The organism is Mixta mediterraneensis, from assembly GCF_030283135.1.
In the GTDB taxonomy this organism is placed as follows: Bacteria; Pseudomonadota; Gammaproteobacteria; order Enterobacterales; family Enterobacteriaceae; genus Pantoea; species Pantoea mediterraneensis.
In genome coordinates this window covers 1-17999 of record NZ_JASUAZ010000014.1, presented here as the reverse complement: position 1 = coordinate 17999, position 17999 = coordinate 1, and the positions used below count along the sequence as shown (strand labels likewise).

The following is a 17999-nucleotide window of genomic DNA, read 5'->3' as shown; positions in this document are numbered from 1 at the left end:
GCGATAAGCAATCGCCAGACAGAAAAAGCCCGTTTCAAACCACAACCAGGAAGGAGAGACAATGAAGGTCGCGTTTAAGCAAGTGGATGTTTTTACCTCATCAGCGTTTAACGGTAACCCGCTGGCGGTGATTATGGATGCGCAGGGATTGAGTGACGAACAGCTGGCTGCGATTGCACGCTGGACAAATTTGTCGGAAACCACCTTTGTGTTGCCACCGCAACATGCGCAGGCTGACTATCGCGTACGTATTTTTACCGTCGAAGGTGAATTACCGTTTGCGGGTCATCCCACTCTCGGCACCGCGCATGCGTTGCTGGAAGCCGGTTGGCCGGTTAAAACGCCGGGAAAAATTGTGCAGGAGTGCGGCGTGGGTAACGTCACAGTAAAAATTGCTGACGACGGTGCGCTGGCTTTTGCCGCGCCAGCCGCTACGCTGAAGCCATTTAGTGATGCCCTGATGAGCAGCGCACTTAACAGTGATGCGTTTGATCTTACGCAAACCGCGACCGTCGTGGATATGGGAATACGCTTTTTACTGATCCCGATGGTCAGTGCGGAGGCCGTTCTGGCGATTAAACCGAACGTCAGCGATCTTCAGCGTCTTCTTAAATATGCTGGCGTGAACGGCGTCATGCCGTTTGGACGTCTGCCAGAGGGTGAAGCGGAGCAGTATGAAGTACGTGGCCTGCTGGTTGAACATGGCAGCCTGACCGAAGATCCCATCACCGGTAGCGCTAACGCCTGCCTGGCTCGTTACTTTGCGGCTCAGGGCCAGACTGCCCGCTATTGCGCGCGTCAGGGCACGGCGATTCAACGCGAAGGCCGCATCCATGTCGATTTTGATGGCGACATCATCTGGGTTGGCGGCCATACCATGACGGTGATTGATGGCAATATTCAGCTATAAAAAAACGGGCGACAACATTGTCGCCCTCTGATCAGGTTGCCTGCCCACCTGAGGCTTCAATGCGCTGGCCGGTGATCCACCCGGTTTCATCGCTCAACAAGGCGGTGACAGCATCGCCAATATCATCCGGCAAGCCAACCCGACCCAGTGCGGTTAATGAGGCGATGTGTTGATTCAGTTCTGGGTTATCACGAACCCGACCACCGCCGAAATCCGTTTCAATCGCGCCTGGGGCCAAAACGTTAACGCGGATACCGCGCTCGCCTAACTCTTTCGCCTGATAGCGCGTTAAGACTTCCATTGCGCCTTTTATCGATCCGTAGGTGCCTGAACCCGGCAGGATAATGCGCGTCAGACCGCTGGAGATATTAAGAATGCGTCCCCCATCGGCTATCACGGGCAATAGCTTCTGGGTCAGGAAGAACGGACCTTTGAAATGTACATTAATCAGGCTGTCAAATTCCTCTTCGCTGGTTTCCGCAAGCGGTTTGTAATGGCCAGTACCGGCGTTGTTCACTAAATAGTCAAAGTGTTCTCGCTGCCAGCGATTTTGCAATTCGTTCTGCACGGAAGCAACGAAGCCATCAAACTGCCGGGTATCGCTGACATCCAGCGCCAGCGCCACTGCGCGGCCTCCAAGCGCTTCAATCTCTTTCACCACCGCCTGCGCTTCTTCCGCCTGGCTGCGGTAGGTTAAAATAATATCTGTCTGCTTTGCGGCCAGTTTCAGGGCTGCATTCTTACCTAAACCGCGGCTTCCGCCGGTAATCAACGCTATTTTACGCTTCATGTTTCGCTCCTGTTGCAAAATTGAACACAATTTAAGGATATTCGCGAATAATTGATCTATAAACGCAGTTAAATACGCAGCACTGTTTCAGTTAAAACAACAATCGGTGAACAACATGGATAAAATTCACGCAATGCAGGTGTTCGTCCGGGTTGCCGAAATGGGCAGTTTTACCCGTGCTGCAGAAAGCTTAGGCCTTCCTAAAGGTAGCGTATCGCGGCAACTACAAGCGCTGGAAAATCAGATGGGCACCCGGCTGCTGCACCGCACGACGCGACGGGTGCAGCTCACCCAGGACGGGCTGGTTTATTACGATCGCTGCCTGGATTTGCTGTCAATAATCGAGGATATGGATAGTCTGTTTCAGCACGATCCCGCAACCTTAAGCGGCAAACTGCGGGTGGATATGTCAGTGGCAATGGCAACCGGTTTTGTTCTGCCGCGCTTGCCGGAATTCTTGCAGCACTATCCCGGTGTCGAAATAGAGCTCAGCAGCAGCGATCGCCAGGTTGATGTGGTTCGCGAAGGCTTTGACTGCGTTATTCGTGTAGGCGAGCTGAAAGATTCCGGTTTAATTGCCAGAAAAATCGGCACCCATAGCTTGATCAACTGCGCCAGCCCTGGTTACCTTTCGCGCTTTGGTATGCCGATCCGCCTGGAGGAGTTGTCACAGCATGCGATGGTGCATTACACCCAGCAACTGGGCCAGCCTTCGCCGGGGTTCGAGTATTACGATGGTAAGCAGTGCCATTTTGTCCAAACCGGTGGCGTGGTGACGGTAAACAGCACTGAAACCTATCGTGCCGCTTGTCTGGCAGGACTGGGCATTATTCAGGTGCCGGCGCTCGGAATTCGGAAATTACTGGAAACAGGCGAGCTGGTTGAGGTGCTGCATCATTTTCCCGCGAAACCCATGCCGATTCATCTGCTCTACCCGCATCGTCGCAATGTGGCGCGACGCGTGCGGGTATTTATGGAATGGCTGAGCCAGGTCCTGCAGGAGTACGTCACCTGACAGACTATAATTTGTTTTTGATCATTAACAGGATAATAAGCGTCTATGACAGACAACCAGGAGAAACAACAGGAAACGCAGCCGGAGAAGCCGCTGATTGATATTAAAACCGGCCATAAATCAGTCGATGACTCAATTGCGCGCGTGTCGCGCTTTGCCGCCTGGTTGCAGGCTATTCCGGCGGTAGCGCATTTTATTCGCGCAATTGATCGCTTTAACGATCGTCTCGGCAGTCAGTTTGGCGCGGCCATTACTTACTTTTCGTTTTTGTCTCTGATCCCTATTTTAATGGTGTCTTTTGCGGCGGTTGGTTTTGTGCTGGCTTCAAACCAGGGGTTACTGACCGATGTGATCAATAAAATAGTGAGCAGCATTAGCGATCCGACTTTAGCCACCACCCTGAAAAACACCGTAAATACCGCCGTTCAACAACGTGCCACCGTAGGAATTACCGGCTTACTGCTGGCGCTTTATTCAGGGCTGAACTGGATGGGTAACCTGCGGGAAGCGATTCGCGCCCAGTCACGTGACGTTTGGGAACGTAAACCCGACGACAAAGAGAAAATCTGGAAACGCTATATTCGTGACTTTCTGTCGCTGACCGGTTTGATGTTGGCGCTGGTGATCGCCTTATCGCTGACGTCTGTTGCCGGTTCGGCACAGGCCAGTATCGTGAATGCACTGGGGCTGGGGGGCATAGAATGGCTTCGTCCGGCGCTGACCATCATCGCCACCTCCATTTCTGTCTTAGCCAATTATCTGCTGTTTCTGTGGATTTTCTGGATTCTGCCGCGCCACAAGCCACGTAAAAAGGCGCTGTTTCGTGGCACCTTGCTGGCGGCAATAGGTTTTGAAATTATTAAATTTGTCATGACGCTGACGTTGCCTAAACTGGCAAGTTCACCTTCTGGGGCAGCGTTTGGTTCAGTGCTCGGCCTGATGGCGTTTTTCTATTTCTTTGCACGTTTAACGCTGTTCTGCGCGGCGTGGATCGCGACTGCCCGCTATAAAGATGACCCGGTCGAGCAGCCAACCGACCGCACGTCGCGTAACGGATGATGACAAAGCATTAATAACAGCGGAAAATTTCCCCCTTCGGCTATTTTTAAAGCAAACAGCAGGATGAATAGCTGAGGGGTCACTTTTATTAAGCCATTTTGTAGAGCATCTCGCCAAATTTCGGCCTCTTCTCCCTGCCATAACCCGGCATTGGTTCAGACTCAAAGATTATCCACTTTTTCCTTGCTAAGGCCTGTCGTAGCGCGGCTTTTCGCCATTGAATGACGTCATTCAGGTGCGTAAGATTCTTGATCTCATTTACAAATAAGAAACAATTATGCAAGCCTCCATCTCAGAAATAATTGATAAGCAACATGAGCCAACGCCGGTCAATTCGCGTAGCAAAGTGGTCATTGCCTCGCTGGTCGGCACGGCCATCGAATTCTTCGATTTTTATATTTACGCCACCGCCGCCGTCATCATTTTTCCACATATCTTTTTCCCACAGGGTGATGCTACCGTCGCGACGCTACAATCACTGGCAACCTTTGCCATCGCCTTTGTGGCGCGTCCGATTGGTTCCGCGCTCTTTGGTCACTTCGGCGATCGCGTAGGACGTAAAGCCACATTGGTTGCGTCACTGCTAACCATGGGAATTTCTACCGTGGTGATCGGTCTGCTGCCGGGCTACGAATCGATTGGCGTGATGGCCCCCCTGTTGCTGGCGCTGGCACGTTTTGGTCAGGGTTTAGGATTAGGTGGCGAATGGGGCGGCGCAGCGTTGCTGGCCACGGAAAATGCACCGGCCAGGAAACGCGCGCTTTATGGTTCATTCCCTCAGTTGGGCGCACCGATTGGCTTCTTCTTCGCCAACGGTACATTTCTGCTGCTCTCCTGGCTGCTTACCGATCAGCAATTTATGGACTGGGGCTGGCGTGTACCCTTTATCCTTTCAGCAATATTAGTTTTGATCGGGCTGTATGTGCGCGTTTCGCTGCATGAAAGCCCGGTATTTGCCAAAGTGCAAAAAGAGAAGAAGCAGGTGCGCGTGCCAATTGCAGCGCTGTTGAGTAAGCATTTGACCGCGACGATCCTCGGCACCTTTATCATGCTCGCCACGTATACACTGTTTTATATTATGACCGTTTACTCAATGAGTTACGGTACGGCACCCGCCCCCGCTGGCCTCGGTTTCTCGCGCAACAGCTTCCTGTGGATGCTGATGGTCGCGGTAATTGGCTTCGGTGTTATGGTGCCAGTTGCGGGCCTGCTGGCGGATCGCTTTGGTCGCCGTAAAACCATGATCGTGATTACCTTGCTGATTATCGCGTTTTCGCTCATGTTCCCGGTGCTGCTGGGTTCAGGTTCACAGGCACTGGTGATGGGCTTTCTGCTGCTCGGCCTGAGCATTATGGGTTTGACCTTTGGCCCGATGGGTGCGCTGTTGCCGGAGCTGTTCCCGACGGAAGTGCGTTATACCGGCGCATCGTTCTCATATAATCTGTCGTCAATTTTAGGAGCGTCTGTTGCGCCATATATTGCGACCTGGCTGAACACCCATTACGGCCTACAGGCGGTGGGACTCTACCTGGCGTCAATGGCAGTGCTGACGTTGATCGCACTGATTGCCTGCAAAGAGACGCGCCATCAGACGCTGTATGAAGTGTAAAATCATGGATGATGCCATGGAAGCCCGGCTCAGGCCGGGTTTTTTACTGGCGCTGGACGCCATGAATCGGCAGAAGGGCCGCACTTCGCAGTGCCTGCAAATTGCTATAAAAAAACCCCGGCAAGCCGGGGTTTTTCTCTGCTGAAAATCGCGTCAGGCGAAATTAACCCGCGACAGCGATGCGCTTCATATCAGTCATGTAGCCACGCAGCTTACGCCCTACAGCTTCGATTGGATGCTGGCGAACCGCTTCGTTGACATCACGCAACTGCGCGTTATCCACCTGGGTACCTTCAACGGTTTTGCCCAGATCGCCCGGCTGTAATGTGGTCATGAACTCTTTCAGCAACGGAACCGCTGCAAAAGAGAACAGGTAGTTACCGTACTCCGCGGTATCAGAAATAACCACGTTCATCTCATACAGACGCTTACGTGCGATGGTGTTCGCAATCAGCGGCAGCTCATGCAGTGATTCGTAGTAAGCCGACTCTTCAACTATTCCCGCATCAACCATGGTTTCGAAAGCCAGCTCAACACCCGCTTTTACCATCGCGACCATTACCACGCCTTTGTCGTAGTAGTCCTGCTCTTCGATTTTACCGTCGTACTGAGAAGCCGTTTCAAATGCTGTTTTGCCGGTCTCTTCACGCCAGGTCAGCAAATTTTTATCGTCGTTCGCCCAGTCAGCCATCATACCGGAAGAAAATTCGCCAGAGATGATGTCATCCATGTGTTTCTGGAACAGCGGCGTCATAATGGTTTTCAGCTGTTCAGACAGCGCATAAGCGCGCAGTTTTGCCGGGTTAGACAGGCGATCCATCATCAGGGTGATACCACCAAACTTCAGCGATTCGGTGATGGTCTCCCAGCCGAACTGAATCAGTTTTTCAGCGTAAGAAGGATCGGTACCTTCAGCCACCAGCTTGTCGAAGCACAACAGTGAACCCGCTTGCAGCATGCCACACAGGATAGTTTGCTCACCCATTAAGTCAGATTTCACTTCGGCAACGAAGGAAGACTCCAGCACACCAGCGCGGTCGCCACCGGTTGCCGCAGCCCAGGCTTTAGCAATTGCCATACCTTCGCCTTTTGGATCGTTTTCTGGATGAACCGCGATAAGCGTAGGCACGCCGAAACCACGTTTGTACTCTTCACGCACTTCGGTGCCAGGACATTTTGGCGCAACCATGACGACAGTGATGTCTTTACGAATGGTTTCGCCCACTTCAACGATGTTAAAACCGTGCGAGTAACCCAGTGCTGCGCCATCTTTCATCAGCGGCTGCACAGCCTGAACAACGGCTGAGTGCTGTTTATCTGGCGTCAGGTTCACAACCAGATCGGCATGGGGAATCAGTTCTTCATAGGTGCCCACTTTGAAACCGTTATCGGTCGCTTTGCGCCAGGATGCACGTTTCTCGGCAATCGCTTCCGCACGTAACGCGTAGGCAATATCCAGACCAGAATCACGCATATTCAGACCCTGGTTCAGGCCCTGAGCACCACAGCCAACGATGACGACTTTTTTACCTTTCAGGAAGCTGGCACCGTCCGCGAACTCGTCACGCGCCATGAAACGACATTTGCCTAATTGCGCTAACTGATTGCGCAAATTCAGTGTATTGAAATAGTTAGCCATGGGTACTCCGGTGAGGTTGTGTTTACTGTTTTTGTTCAGGTTCAGCGATAAGGATAACGCCGCGAATGTCCCCATCATATGACAGGAAATCTGTTGCTTAAATTGATATATTAACAATATCACATTGCAATATTTGCAATATCCACCTGAGGCGATGCGCGTATGGATTTACGAGACCTGAAACTGTTCCTTCATCTGGCCGAAAGCTGCCATTTTGGTCGCACTGCACGCGCCATGCACGTTAGCCCGTCTACGCTCTCACGTCAGATTCAGCGCCTGGAAGAGGATGTCGGTCACGCTTTATTTATGCGTGATAACCGCACCGTAACGCTAACCGAAGCCGGTGAACGCCTGCGTCAGTTCGCTCAGCAGACCCTGCTGCAATATCAACAGTTGCGTCATGTGATGGATCTTAACGGTCCCTCGCTCAGTGGCGAGTTGCGTTTGTTCTGCTCAGTCACCGCAGCGTACAGCCATCTTCCCCCCATTCTTGACCGCTTTCGCGCTGAGCACCCGCAGGTGGAAATCAAGCTCAATACCGGTGATGCCGCCGATGCGGTGGAGAAGGTGCATACCGGTGATGCCGACCTGGCGATTGCCGGACGTCCCGAGACGTTGCCCGCCAGCATAGATTTTATGCCACTGGGGCTGATTCCGCTGGTGCTGATCGCGCCAGCGCTGCCCTGTGCGGTACATGCGCAAGTCACGCAGGTCACGCCAGTCTGGTCACAAATTCCGTTTATTCTGCCGGAGCAAGGGCCGGCACGCCGTCGAATTGATCTCTGGTTTCGTCGCCATCGCATTCCGAACCCGCTGATTTACGCCACCGTTTCCGGCCATGAGGCGATTGTATCGATGGTGGCACTGGGTTGCGGTATTGCTTTACTGCCTGAAGTGGTGCTGGAAAACAGCCCGGAGCCGGTACGCAATCGCGTGTTAATGCTGGATAATATTGAGTCGGTCGCGCCGTTCGAACTGGGTGTCTGCGTACAAAAAAAGCGGCTCGGCGAGCCGCTTATTAGCGCATTCTGGAGCCAGCTGTGATTACTGTCCGGTAAGGAAGAAGCGAAACGCCGGATTATGGGTTTCGTCATGGAAGTCGTAACCCAAATCGGTAAGATGCTCTTCGAAACGGGGTTCAACATCGCCGAGTTCGAACGCCGCCAGCACACGACCATAATCAGTGCCGTGACTGCGATAATGGAACAGCGAAATATTCCAGTGCGTACCGAGCGTTTGCAGGAATTTCAGCAACGCGCCCGGCGCTTCCGGGAATTCAAAGCTGAACAGACGCTCACGCAGCGGTTTGGACGGACGTCCTCCCACCATATAGCGCACATGCAGCTTCGCCATTTCATCATCAGACAAATCAACAACCTGATAGCCGCCTTCGCTCAGTTGGCTGATGATTTCGCTGCGCTCTTCCAGTCCACGCGTTAAGCGCACACCGACAAAAATGCAGGCTTTATCAGCGTCAGCGTAGCGATAGTTAAACTCGGTAATCGACCGTCCACCCAGCGTCTGACAAAACTTCAGAAAGCTGCCCTGCTGCTCCGGAATGGTCACGGCTAATAGCGCTTCGCGCTGTTCGCCCAACTCGCAGCGCTCTGAAACGTAACGCAGACCGTGGAAGTTAACGTTAGCCCCAGATAATACGTGCGCCAGCCGTTCGCCTTTGAGGTTGTGCTGATGGATATACTTTTTCATTCCTGCCAGAGCCAGCGCGCCAGAAGGCTCAGCTACCGCACGCACATCCTCGAACAGATCTTTCATCGCCGCGCAAATCGCATCGCTGTCAACGGTGATGATGTCATCCAGGTATTCCTGACACAGACGGAAAGTTTCACTGCCGATGCGTTTAACCGCCACGCCTTCGGCAAACAGTCCAACCCGTGGCAGATCCACCGGCTGTCCGGCATCCAGCGCCGCTTTAAGGCAGGCGGAATCCTCCGACTCAACCGCAATCACCTTGATTTGTGGCATCAGCTGTTTGATTAGCACCGCCACGCCCGCCGCCAGACCGCCGCCGCCAACCGGCACAAATACGCGATCGAGATGGGCATCCTGTTGCAGCAGTTCCATCGCCAGCGTGCCCTGACCAGCGATTACCGCCGGGTGATCAAACGGTGGCACAAAGGTATAGCCCTGCTGCTGCGATAACTCAATGGCTTTGGCTTTCGCCTCGTCAAAGTTCGCCCCGAACAGATAAGCCTCACCGCCAAATGCGCGCACTGCATCAACTTTGATCTCAGCTGTCGCCAGCGGCATGACAATCAGCGACTTAATGCCCAGTTTGCTGGCAGAGAGCGCTACGCCTTGTGCATGGTTACCGGCCGAAGCCGTTACCACGCCGCGCGCTTTTTGCTCCTGGTTGAGACCAGCGATCATCGCGTAAGCGCCACGCAGTTTAAAACTGTGCACTGGCTGGCGATCTTCGCGCTTCACCAAAACGGTGTTGCCGAGACGCGATGATGTTTTCTCCATTTTTTGCAGCGGCGTCACCTGCGCAACTTCATAAACAGGTGCGCGCAGCACGGCGCGCAGATACTCTGCACCGCAAGGCGCATCGGATAGCGGTTGAGACTCAGCCATCGGTTAGCCTCCCAGCTTGCTCTTGTCGCGCACCGCGCCTTTGTCTGCACTGGTCGCGAGTGAAGCGTAAGCACGTAGCGCAAACGACACTTCACGCTCGCGATTTACTGGCGTGTAAGCGGCATCACCACGCGCTTCCTGCTCTTCACGACGCGCATGTAGTTCGTTGTCCGGCACTGCCAGCTTGATACCGCGATTCGGAATATCAATCTCAATGGTGTCGCCATCTTTCACCAGCGCGATGGTGCCGCCATTGGCTGCTTCTGGCGAGGCGTGACCGATTGAAAGGCCCGAGGTTCCCCCCGAAAAACGACCATCGGTAATCAACGCGCAGCTTTTGCCGAGCCCCATCGATTTCAGATAAGTTGTCGGATACAGCATTTCCTGCATGCCTGGTCCGCCTTTCGGTCCTTCGTAGCGGATCACCACCACGTCGCCCGCGACCACTTTGCCACCCAAAATCGCGGTTACCGCATCGTCCTGGCTTTCATAAACTTTGGCCGGGCCGCTAAAGGTAAGGATTTCTTTATCCACGCCAGCCGTTTTCACGATGCAGCCATCTTCTGCAATGTTGCCGTACAGCACCGCTAAGCCGCCGTCTTGCGAGAAGGCAAATTCACGGGTGCGAATACAGCCATCCTGACGATCGTCATCCAGCGTGTCCCAGCGACACTCCTGGGAGAAAGCTTGCGTGGTTCGAATGCCTGCCGGGCCGGCGCGGAACATTTTCTTCACCGCCTCGTCCTGAGTCAGCATGATGTCGTACTGATCCAGCGTTTCACGCAGGCTCAGGCCCAGCACGTTGCGTACCTGGTTATCGAGCAAACCGGCGCGATCTAACTCGCCCAGAATACCGATAACGCCACCAGCGCGGTGCACGTCTTCCATATGATATTTCTGGGTGCTGGGTGCCACTTTACACAGGTGTGGAACCTGGCGTGACAGGCGGTCGATGTCGGAGATATTGAAGTCGATCTCTCCTTCCTGTGCCGCCGCCAGCAGGTGCAGAACGGTGTTAGTCGAGCCGCCCATGGCGATGTCCAGCGTCATCGCATTTTCGAACGCCGATTTACTGGCGATGCTACGTGGCAGCACGCTGTCATCGTCCTGCTCGTAGTATTTCTTCGCCAGTCCCACAATACGTTTGCCCGCGTTGATAAACAGGTCTTTGCGGTCTGCATGGGTTGCCAGCAATGAACCATTACCTGGCTGCGACAGGCCCAGCGCTTCGGTCAGGCAGTTCATCGAGTTAGCGGTGAACATACCAGAACAGGAGCCACAGGTTGGACATGCAGAACGCTCGATCTGCTCGCTGTCGGCATCGCTGACGTTCGGGTTAGCACCCTGAATCATCGCATCCACCAGATCCAGCTTGATGATTTTGTCGGAGAGTTTGGTTTTACCGGCTTCCATCGGACCACCGGAAACAAAAATCACCGGAATATTCAGGCGCAATGAGGCCATCAACATGCCGGGAGTAATTTTGTCGCAATTGGAGATACAGACCATGGCATCAGCGCAGTGCGCATTGACCATGTATTCAACCGAATCCGCAATCAGCTCGCGTGAAGGCAATGAATACAGCATGCCGCCATGTCCCATGGCAATACCGTCATCAACCGCGATGGTGTTGAACTCTTTGGCGACACCGCCCGCCGCTTCGATCTGCTCAGCGACCAGTTTACCCAGATCGCGTAGGTGGACGTGACCGGGTACAAATTGAGTGAATGAGTTGACCACGGCGATAATCGGCTTGCCGAAATCATCGTCGGTCATTCCTGTCGCGCGCCACAAGGCACGGGCACCCGCCATATTACGGCCATGGGTGGTAGTGGCGGAACGGTACTTAGGCATGCTCTATTTACTCCAGTAAGAAAAAGCTCGCGGACGTCGTTTGACGCCCGCGCAATATCTAATTATGCGTTGACCGGATCTAACCAGCCCCATTTGTCTTCAGTCTCGCCAGTAAACAGGCCAAAGAACGCCTGCTGAATGCGTGCGGTAACCGGACCACGTTTGCCTTCGCCAACCTGAATACCGTCTACGCTGCGAACCGGGGTGATTTCTGCTGCTGTGCCTGACATGAAGATTTCGTCGGCCAGATACAGCGATTCACGCGACAGCGTTTGCTCACGGACTTCAATCCCCATGTCGAGCGCCAGCTTGATGATTGCATCACGCGTGATGCCCGGCAGCGCCGAAGAGGTGAACGGTGGCGTGAACAGAATGCCGTCTTTCACTTCGAACAGGTTTTCACCGGCGCCTTCTGAAATATACCCGTTGGTATCCAGCGCAATCCCTTCCTGATAACCGTGGCGGCGTGCTTCGCTGCCTACCAGCAGTGAGGACAAGTAATTACCGCCCGCTTTTGCCGCCGTTGGCAACGTATTAGGTGCTACGCGGTTCCAGGAAGAGACCATGGCGTCGATGCCTTGCTCCAGCGCTTCGGCACCCAGGTAAGCGCCCCACGGGAACGCGGCAATGATCACATCGGTGCTGAAACCATCTGGCGGGTTCACGCCTAAGCCCACATCACCCACGAATGCCAGCGGACGGATATAGGCGCTTTTCAGATTATTGACGCGGATGACTTCGCGGCAGGCTTCCATCAGCTCGTCAACATTTGCCTTGATGGGGAAACGATAAATTTTGGCTGAGTCGTGCAGACGTTGCATATGTTCGCGATGGCGGAACACAACGGGTCCTTTGTGAGAGTCGTAGCAGCGCACGCCTTCAAATACTGAAGTGCCGTAGTGCAACGCGTGTGACATAACGCTGACCTTCGCGTCTTCCCACTTAACCATCTCGCCATTGAACCAAATAAAGTCTGCTTTCTTCGTACTCATTTTTTTATTCCTTTCGCGGCTATGCGCGGATTTGTTGTGTTGTTTGGTGTTGTATCTGGACGCACGCGACATCCATCAGTTTGCTTAACTGCGAAGACAGTAAATCGACTGAGCGCTGGCTGGCAACGGTCATTTCGATATTAACGTTATCGGCATTCGCCACTGATGCCATGTTCATGGAACACACCTGGAAACCACGGTGACGAACCACGCGTAAGATGCGCTCCAATATTTCAGGACGGAAGCGAGCTTCGATAGACAATTGATGCTGGATCATGCGGTTTTCTCCATCATGTTTGCGTTGCTGGCACCCGGTGGTACCAATGGCCAGACGTTTTCATGCTCATCAATCGCAACATGCAGGAAGTAAGGACCTTCGCTGTTCAGCAGAGCATCAAGTGCGGCGTCGACCTGTTCTTTTCGGGTGATACGCTGGCCTGGGATGTTAAAGGCGCTGGCCAGCGTGAGGAAATCGGGGTTATCAGACAGATTTGTTTCACTATAGCGACCATCAAAAAACAGCTGCTGCCATTGACGCACCATGCCTAAACGCTGGTTATCCAGCAGCACGATTTTTACCGGCAGCTTGCCACGTTTGATCGTGCCCAATTCCTGAATATTCATCATGATTGAGCCGTCGCCCGAAACACAGATAACCGTGTCCTGGGGACGAGCAACCTGTGCGCCGATGGCCGCAGGTAAACCAAATCCCATCGTGCCCAGGCCGCTGGACGTGATGAAATTTTCAGGCGCGCTAAAAGACATGTGCTGAGCCGCCCACATCTGATGCTGTCCAACATCTGTGGTAATGACGGCATTATCAGGTTTACGATCGGATAACTGCTTTAACAACAGCGGGGCATAAATTGCCTCACCCGGATGATCGTAACGCCAGCTATGCATCGCCTTAAGCGCTTTCACCTCTTCGCGCCAGGCATCAATTTGCAGCGGCTGACTTAAAGCTGGAAATACGTGATTGAGATCGCCTTGCAGAGAAACGTGCGCACGGCGCAGTTTGTTGAGTTCAGCCGGATCAACATCCAGATGAATCACATTAGCCAGTGGCGCAAAGGTATCCAGCTTGCCGGTCACGCGGTCATCAAAGCGCGCGCCAACGGCAATCAGTAAATCGCAGGACTGAACAGCAAAGTTGGCAGCTTTGGTTCCATGCATGCCCAGCATACCGAGATAAACGTCGCTATCTTTATCGACGCTGCCTAAACCTTTCAGGGTCGCAACGGCTGGTATGCCGGTTTCTTGTGCCAGCGCACGCAGCGCCGGCACTGCCTGCGCCATGCCCACTCCACCGCCGATATACAGTATGGGTTTTTTTGCCTGCGCCATCAGCGTACGTGCTTCCAGAATGGCTTCATGTGGCAACGCTAACACTTCTTCAACCGGCAGTAGATGGGGCGCAGGCTCACCCTTAGCGATCTGAATATCTTTAGGAATATCTACTAATACCGGGCCAGGGCGGCCAGACTGGGCGATGGCGAACGCTTCTGCCATGACGGAAGGCAAATCATCAAGCGATTCAACGAGAAAGCTATGTTTGGTACAGGCTAAGGAAAGACCCAACACATCAATTTCCTGAAAGGCGTCGGTTCCGATGAAAGCCGATGAGACCTGACCGGTCAGCGCGACCACGGGAACAGAATCCATCATTGCGTCAGCAAGGCCGGTGATGAGGTTAGTGGCTCCTGGGCCAGACGTTGCGATGCACACGCCTGTTTTGCCGGTTGATCGCGCATAGCCAATGGCGGCCATCACGGCTCCCTGTTCATGCCTACACAGTAGGTGTTCCACGCCGCCATCATAGAGCGCATCATAGACCGGCATGATTGCGCCACCAGGATAGCCAAATACGGTATCAACTCCCTGCGCGCGTAAAGCCTGAACCACCCACTGTGCACCTGTCATCGCTATTCTCCTTTATCCTGCTGGGAACAACAGAATTTTATGCTACTGTTCATTGCTTGTTCCTTAATGATTGACTGATATTCTGTCTGGTCGAAAAAAAACCCCCGGACCTTTCGGTGCGGGGGTTTTTCGAATTCCGGGCTTGATTTTTAAGCCTTTCTTTCTCCAGGCGATGCCCCGCACGGTGGGAAAATAATCACCACCACGCTAATCACGACTAGGCTAATCACTTGTAGAAGGGCTTTCATAGGTCGTTCAATTCTTTTACGAGTTCGAAGTAATGTCTACAGAGGTATCATAGTTACCGTGGCAATTACAATAATTTTAATCATTTTTTTTCGTAAGAGTAACCTGCACCAGCAATCATCCCATTGTAATTAAAACAATATTTATTGATTGATAAATATTCATCACTTTACTGACGTAATAATTTATCGCTGCTTTTGCACGCATTCTCGCAATGACTTGTACCCTGCTGCACATGATGGTGGTTTGTTGCGTAGTGGCTCGCGTATAAGTTTTATCTTCCTCGCCGTGGAAAAAATAGTGCGACAAAATCGCTGTAACAAGGAGCGGTTATGTCATTGTCGAAAGTACTCACACGCGCTGCATTAGGGGTAGAAGCTCCGCTGGTCACTATTGAGGTACATATCAGCAATGGTTTACCTGCGCTGACGTTGGTTGGCTTACCCGAAACAACGGTGAAAGAGGCGCGCGAGCGTGTGCGCAGCGCCATTATTAATAGCGGTTTTAACTTTCCAGCGAAGCGCATCACCATCAATTTGGGTCCCGCAGATTTGCCGAAAGAAGGAGGTCGCTACGATCTGCCAATGGCGATTGCCATTCTTGTGGCCTCTGAACAGCTTCCTGCCGGGAAACTCAACCAATACGAATTTCTGGGTGAGCTGGCTCTTGATGGCGCGCTCTGTCGCGTTCAGGGCGCAATTCCGGCGGCAATGGCGGCGCTTGAGGCTGGCCGCCAGCTGGTGCTTTCAAATGAGAATCAAGCAGATGTTGGACTTATCCGTCAGGGTATGTCATTAGTCAGCACGCATTTGTTAGGGGTATGTGCTTTTTTGCATAATCAATGCGAGTTAACGGTGGCTACGCCGCAGGAAGATGTGGTCGAGAATTTTAGCGAAGATTTAAGCGACATTATTGGTCAGGATCAGGGTCGCAGAGCGTTAGAAATTACCGCGGCGGGAGGCCACAATTTGATGCTGATTGGCCCGCCGGGAACGGGGAAGACTATGTTAGCCACACGGTTGCCTGGCATAATGCCTCCCTTAAGCGATCAGGAAGCGCTGGAGTACGCTGCTATTGCCAGCCTGGTTAACAGCGGTGACTTGCATCAAACATGGCGTAAGCGGCCATTCAGGTCCCCTCATCACAGCGCTTCGCTGCATGCTTTAATTGGCGGTGGCTCGCTGCCTCGTCCCGGCGAAATTTCGTTAGCGCATAATGGCGTGCTTTTTTTAGATGAACTGCCTGAATTCGATCGCAAAGTTTTAGACTCGCTCCGTGAACCGATTGAATCCGGTGAAATTGCGATTTCTCGCGCCCGGGCAAAAGTAACCTACCCCGCTCGTTTTCAGCTAATCGCCGCTTTAAATCCAAGTCCAACCGGTCATTATCAGGGGCAGCATAATCGTTGTTCCCCTCAGCAGGTTTTACGCTATCTCAGCAAACTCTCGGGGCCGTTTCTTGATCGATTTGATTTGTCACTGGAAGTGCCTCTATTACCCAGCGGGATGCTGAGCAAGGAACGCCAAACCGGTGAATCATCAGCAAAAGTTCGTGATCGTGTTTTGACAGCCCGGACGCTGCAAATGGCACGCGCAGGGAAAATCAATGCGCATATGAGTAATGCAGATATTCAGTGTTGGTGTGATCTTCGTAAGGAAGATGCAGAATGGCTTGAAGCCGTATTAAACAAACTGGGTTTATCTGTACGGGCATGGCAGCGGATAGTAAAGGTAGCGCGTACGATAGCGGATTTAGCCGGCGAAAGTGATATTAGCCGGGCCCATTTGCAGGAGGCGGTAAGTTATCGCAGTGTTGAGCGGTTGTTGATCCATCTTCATAAAAGTCTGCAGTAAAAAAGGGGCTTTCGCCCCTTCTCTTAATCATCGTTATCGCTGTAGTCTTCAACAGTATCCATTTGCGGCTTGCCGCCCGATAAAGTGTGAAAACGTTTAGGTCGTTTAATACGTGCAGTATATTTTGACCATACTCGTTCAGCTTCTGTTTGCGGCTCACGCAGCCCACGACATACTTCAATGAACAAACGTTCTTCTTCTGTTACTGGCTCGCGCTTTGACAAATCAAGCTCGTTAAAAGCGAAACCGTGCCGCTCAAGAAGCTGTGCTTCTTTAATAGTAAAGTCACCGTGACGCGAGAAACCGCGTGGGTAATGTTTGTTATCAAAGAACCGATTTTCTGTTGAGAAGCTTTCCGCCATGTTACACGCTCCTGATTCTCGTATGGCCGTGCTATTTATGGCGCGGAGTATTAGATAGGCTTGACAGAGTGTAAAACAAAACATTTAAATCTATACGACAAACATTTTTTGGGAGAACACTGTGGATACGGAATTACTGAAAACTTTCCTGGAAGTGAGTCGAACTCGCCATTTCGGGCGCGCGGCAGAAGCACTTTACTTAACGCAATCTGCTGTCAGTTTTCGCATCCGTCAGTTAGAAAATCAGTTAGGGGTTAATCTTTTTACTCGTCACCGCAATAACATACGATTGACCTCAGCCGGTGAACGTTTATTGCCATATGCTGAAAGTTTGATGAGTACATGGTCAATGGCCAAGAAGGAAGTCTCGCATACTCAGCAGCATCATGAGCTCTCAATTGGTGCCAGTGCCTCGCTTTGGGAAGCCTATCTGACGCCGTGGCTACGGACGCTATATGAGAATCGGGAAAGCCTTCATCTGGAAGCCCGTGTGGCGCAACGACATCTGCTGGTTAAGCAATTGCATGAACGTCAACTTGATCTGTTGTTGACGACTGAGGCACCCAAAATGGATGAACTAACCAGCCAGCAAATCGGCCATATTTCTTTAGCATTATTCCGTGCGCGCAAAACTGAGAAACGTGAGAAATACGATTACATTAAACTGGAATGGGGAGCTGATTTTCATCAGCATGAAAGTTATCTTTCGGGAGGAGATGACGTACCGGTTTTAACAACTACGTCTGCACATGTGACGCGGGAATTATTATATACCACTAGCGCCTGCGCTTTTTTGCCTGATTACTGGCATGGCCTTTATAGTGATTTAATGATTATTCCTGACACGCCAGTCGCTGTCCGTCCGCTTTATGCAGTATGGTTGCAGAATAGCGATCAACAGGCGCATATCAGACAGCTTTTGAAGTTTCCAGTGATGGTGCGCTAACGTAAGGAAAGGCGATTTTAATATTGCTGCCTGACCGCCAATTAAGTCAGTTATTGAGTTAGCTGCCTTAATTTTTTTCTTAGCGACAAAGCAAAAAAAAACCTTTGCCTGAGCAAAGGTTTTTCTTTGTACTGCCGTCCGCCCGCAGGCTGACTTCAGGTATTTCGCCCATCCCGCGTCACCGGGGTGGTCATGGCCGGTATACTGTACCG

At 52.3% G+C, this 17999-nt stretch carries 16 protein-coding genes; 7 read left to right on the top strand and 9 right to left on the bottom strand.

Features of this window, described 5'->3' with window-relative positions; translation table 11 throughout:
- The first annotated feature begins 61 nt into the window (after positions 1 to 61).
- On the top strand, positions 62 to 910 hold the full coding sequence (locus QRY16_RS10725) for a PhzF family phenazine biosynthesis protein (RefSeq protein ID WP_289776569.1): 849 nt from the start codon (positions 62 to 64) through the stop codon (positions 908 to 910).
- Between the two features lie 31 nt (positions 911 to 941).
- On the opposite strand, the gene QRY16_RS10720 is transcribed toward QRY16_RS10725, so the two are convergent.
- Positions 942 to 1700 (bottom strand): SDR family NAD(P)-dependent oxidoreductase, encoded by a 759-nt coding sequence (locus QRY16_RS10720; protein ID WP_289776568.1) that lies wholly within the window; start codon positions 1698 to 1700, stop codon positions 942 to 944.
- Positions 1701 to 1815: 115 nt separating this feature from the next.
- On the opposite strand from QRY16_RS10720, the gene QRY16_RS10715 reads away from it, so the two are divergent.
- The 3 genes from QRY16_RS10715 (at position 1816) to QRY16_RS10705 (ending at position 5383) form a co-directional block, all read left to right on the top strand.
- Positions 1816 to 2715, top strand: a complete 900-nt coding sequence (locus tag QRY16_RS10715) for a LysR family transcriptional regulator (RefSeq protein WP_193406067.1) — start codon at positions 1816 to 1818, stop codon at positions 2713 to 2715.
- Between the two features lie 45 nt (positions 2716 to 2760).
- Positions 2761 to 3774, top strand: coding sequence for an inner membrane protein YhjD (gene yhjD / locus QRY16_RS10710; protein ID WP_289776567.1), 1014 nt, complete (start codon positions 2761 to 2763; stop codon positions 3772 to 3774).
- Positions 3775 to 4051: 277 nt separating this feature from the next.
- Positions 4052 to 5383, top strand: coding sequence for an MFS transporter (locus QRY16_RS10705; RefSeq protein WP_289776566.1), 1332 nt, complete (start codon positions 4052 to 4054; stop codon positions 5381 to 5383).
- 163 nt (positions 5384 to 5546) lie between these two features.
- On the opposite strand, the gene ilvC is transcribed toward QRY16_RS10705, so the two are convergent.
- Positions 5547 to 7022, bottom strand: coding sequence for a ketol-acid reductoisomerase (ilvC, locus tag QRY16_RS10700; protein ID WP_289776565.1), 1476 nt, complete (start codon positions 7020 to 7022; stop codon positions 5547 to 5549).
- Between the two features lie 162 nt (positions 7023 to 7184).
- Between ilvC and ilvY the strand changes: the two genes are divergently transcribed.
- A complete protein-coding gene (gene ilvY / locus QRY16_RS10695; RefSeq protein ID WP_289776564.1) occupies positions 7185 to 8066 on the top strand; it encodes an HTH-type transcriptional activator IlvY in 882 nt (293 codons plus the stop codon).
- Here ilvY and ilvA read toward each other — a convergent pair whose 3' ends face one another.
- The 6 genes from ilvA to ilvL all read right to left on the bottom strand — a co-directional run bounded on the left by ilvA (position 8067) and on the right by ilvL (position 14628).
- Complete coding sequence (gene ilvA / locus QRY16_RS10690; RefSeq protein ID WP_289776563.1) at positions 8067 to 9614, bottom strand: threonine ammonia-lyase, biosynthetic; 1548 nt, start codon at positions 9612 to 9614, stop codon at positions 8067 to 8069.
- Between the two features lie 3 nt (positions 9615 to 9617).
- Positions 9618 to 11468 carry a dihydroxy-acid dehydratase gene (gene ilvD / locus QRY16_RS10685; RefSeq protein WP_289776562.1) on the bottom strand — a complete coding sequence of 617 codons (1851 nt, stop codon included), beginning with the start codon at positions 11466 to 11468 and terminating at the stop codon, positions 9618 to 9620.
- Between the two features lie 62 nt (positions 11469 to 11530).
- Positions 11531 to 12460, bottom strand: a complete 930-nt coding sequence (locus QRY16_RS10680; RefSeq protein ID WP_289776561.1) for a branched-chain amino acid transaminase — start codon at positions 12458 to 12460, stop codon at positions 11531 to 11533.
- 19 nt (positions 12461 to 12479) lie between these two features.
- Positions 12480 to 12737 carry an acetolactate synthase 2 small subunit gene (gene ilvM, locus QRY16_RS10675; RefSeq protein WP_193406074.1) on the bottom strand — a complete coding sequence of 86 codons (258 nt, stop codon included), beginning with the start codon at positions 12735 to 12737 and terminating at the stop codon, positions 12480 to 12482.
- The gene (gene ilvG, locus QRY16_RS10670) at positions 12734 to 14380 is read right to left on the bottom strand and encodes an acetolactate synthase 2 catalytic subunit (RefSeq protein ID WP_289776560.1); all 1647 of its coding nucleotides are present in this window, start codon (positions 14378 to 14380) and stop codon (positions 12734 to 12736) included. Before ilvG ends, ilvM begins: the two co-directional genes overlap by 4 nt.
- 149 nt (positions 14381 to 14529) lie before the next feature.
- Positions 14530 to 14628, bottom strand: a complete 99-nt coding sequence (gene ilvL / locus QRY16_RS10665; RefSeq protein ID WP_193406076.1) for an ilv operon leader peptide — start codon at positions 14626 to 14628, stop codon at positions 14530 to 14532.
- Positions 14629 to 14958: 330 nt separating this feature from the next.
- Between ilvL and QRY16_RS10660 the strand changes: the two genes are divergently transcribed.
- Positions 14959 to 16479, top strand: a complete 1521-nt coding sequence (locus QRY16_RS10660; RefSeq protein ID WP_289776559.1) for a YifB family Mg chelatase-like AAA ATPase — start codon at positions 14959 to 14961, stop codon at positions 16477 to 16479.
- Between the two features lie 23 nt (positions 16480 to 16502).
- Here the strand turns inward: QRY16_RS10660 and QRY16_RS10655 are convergent, their stop codons facing one another.
- A complete protein-coding gene (locus QRY16_RS10655; protein ID WP_289776558.1) occupies positions 16503 to 16841 on the bottom strand; it encodes a MaoP family protein in 339 nt (112 codons plus the stop codon).
- Positions 16842 to 16962: 121 nt separating this feature from the next.
- Here QRY16_RS10655 and hdfR point away from each other — a divergent pair, with 121 nt between their 5' ends.
- Positions 16963 to 17787: an HTH-type transcriptional regulator HdfR gene (gene hdfR / locus QRY16_RS10650; protein WP_289776557.1), complete on the top strand. Its 825-nt coding sequence runs from the start codon at positions 16963 to 16965 to the stop codon at positions 17785 to 17787.
- The last annotated feature ends 212 nt before the right edge of the window (positions 17788 to 17999 follow it).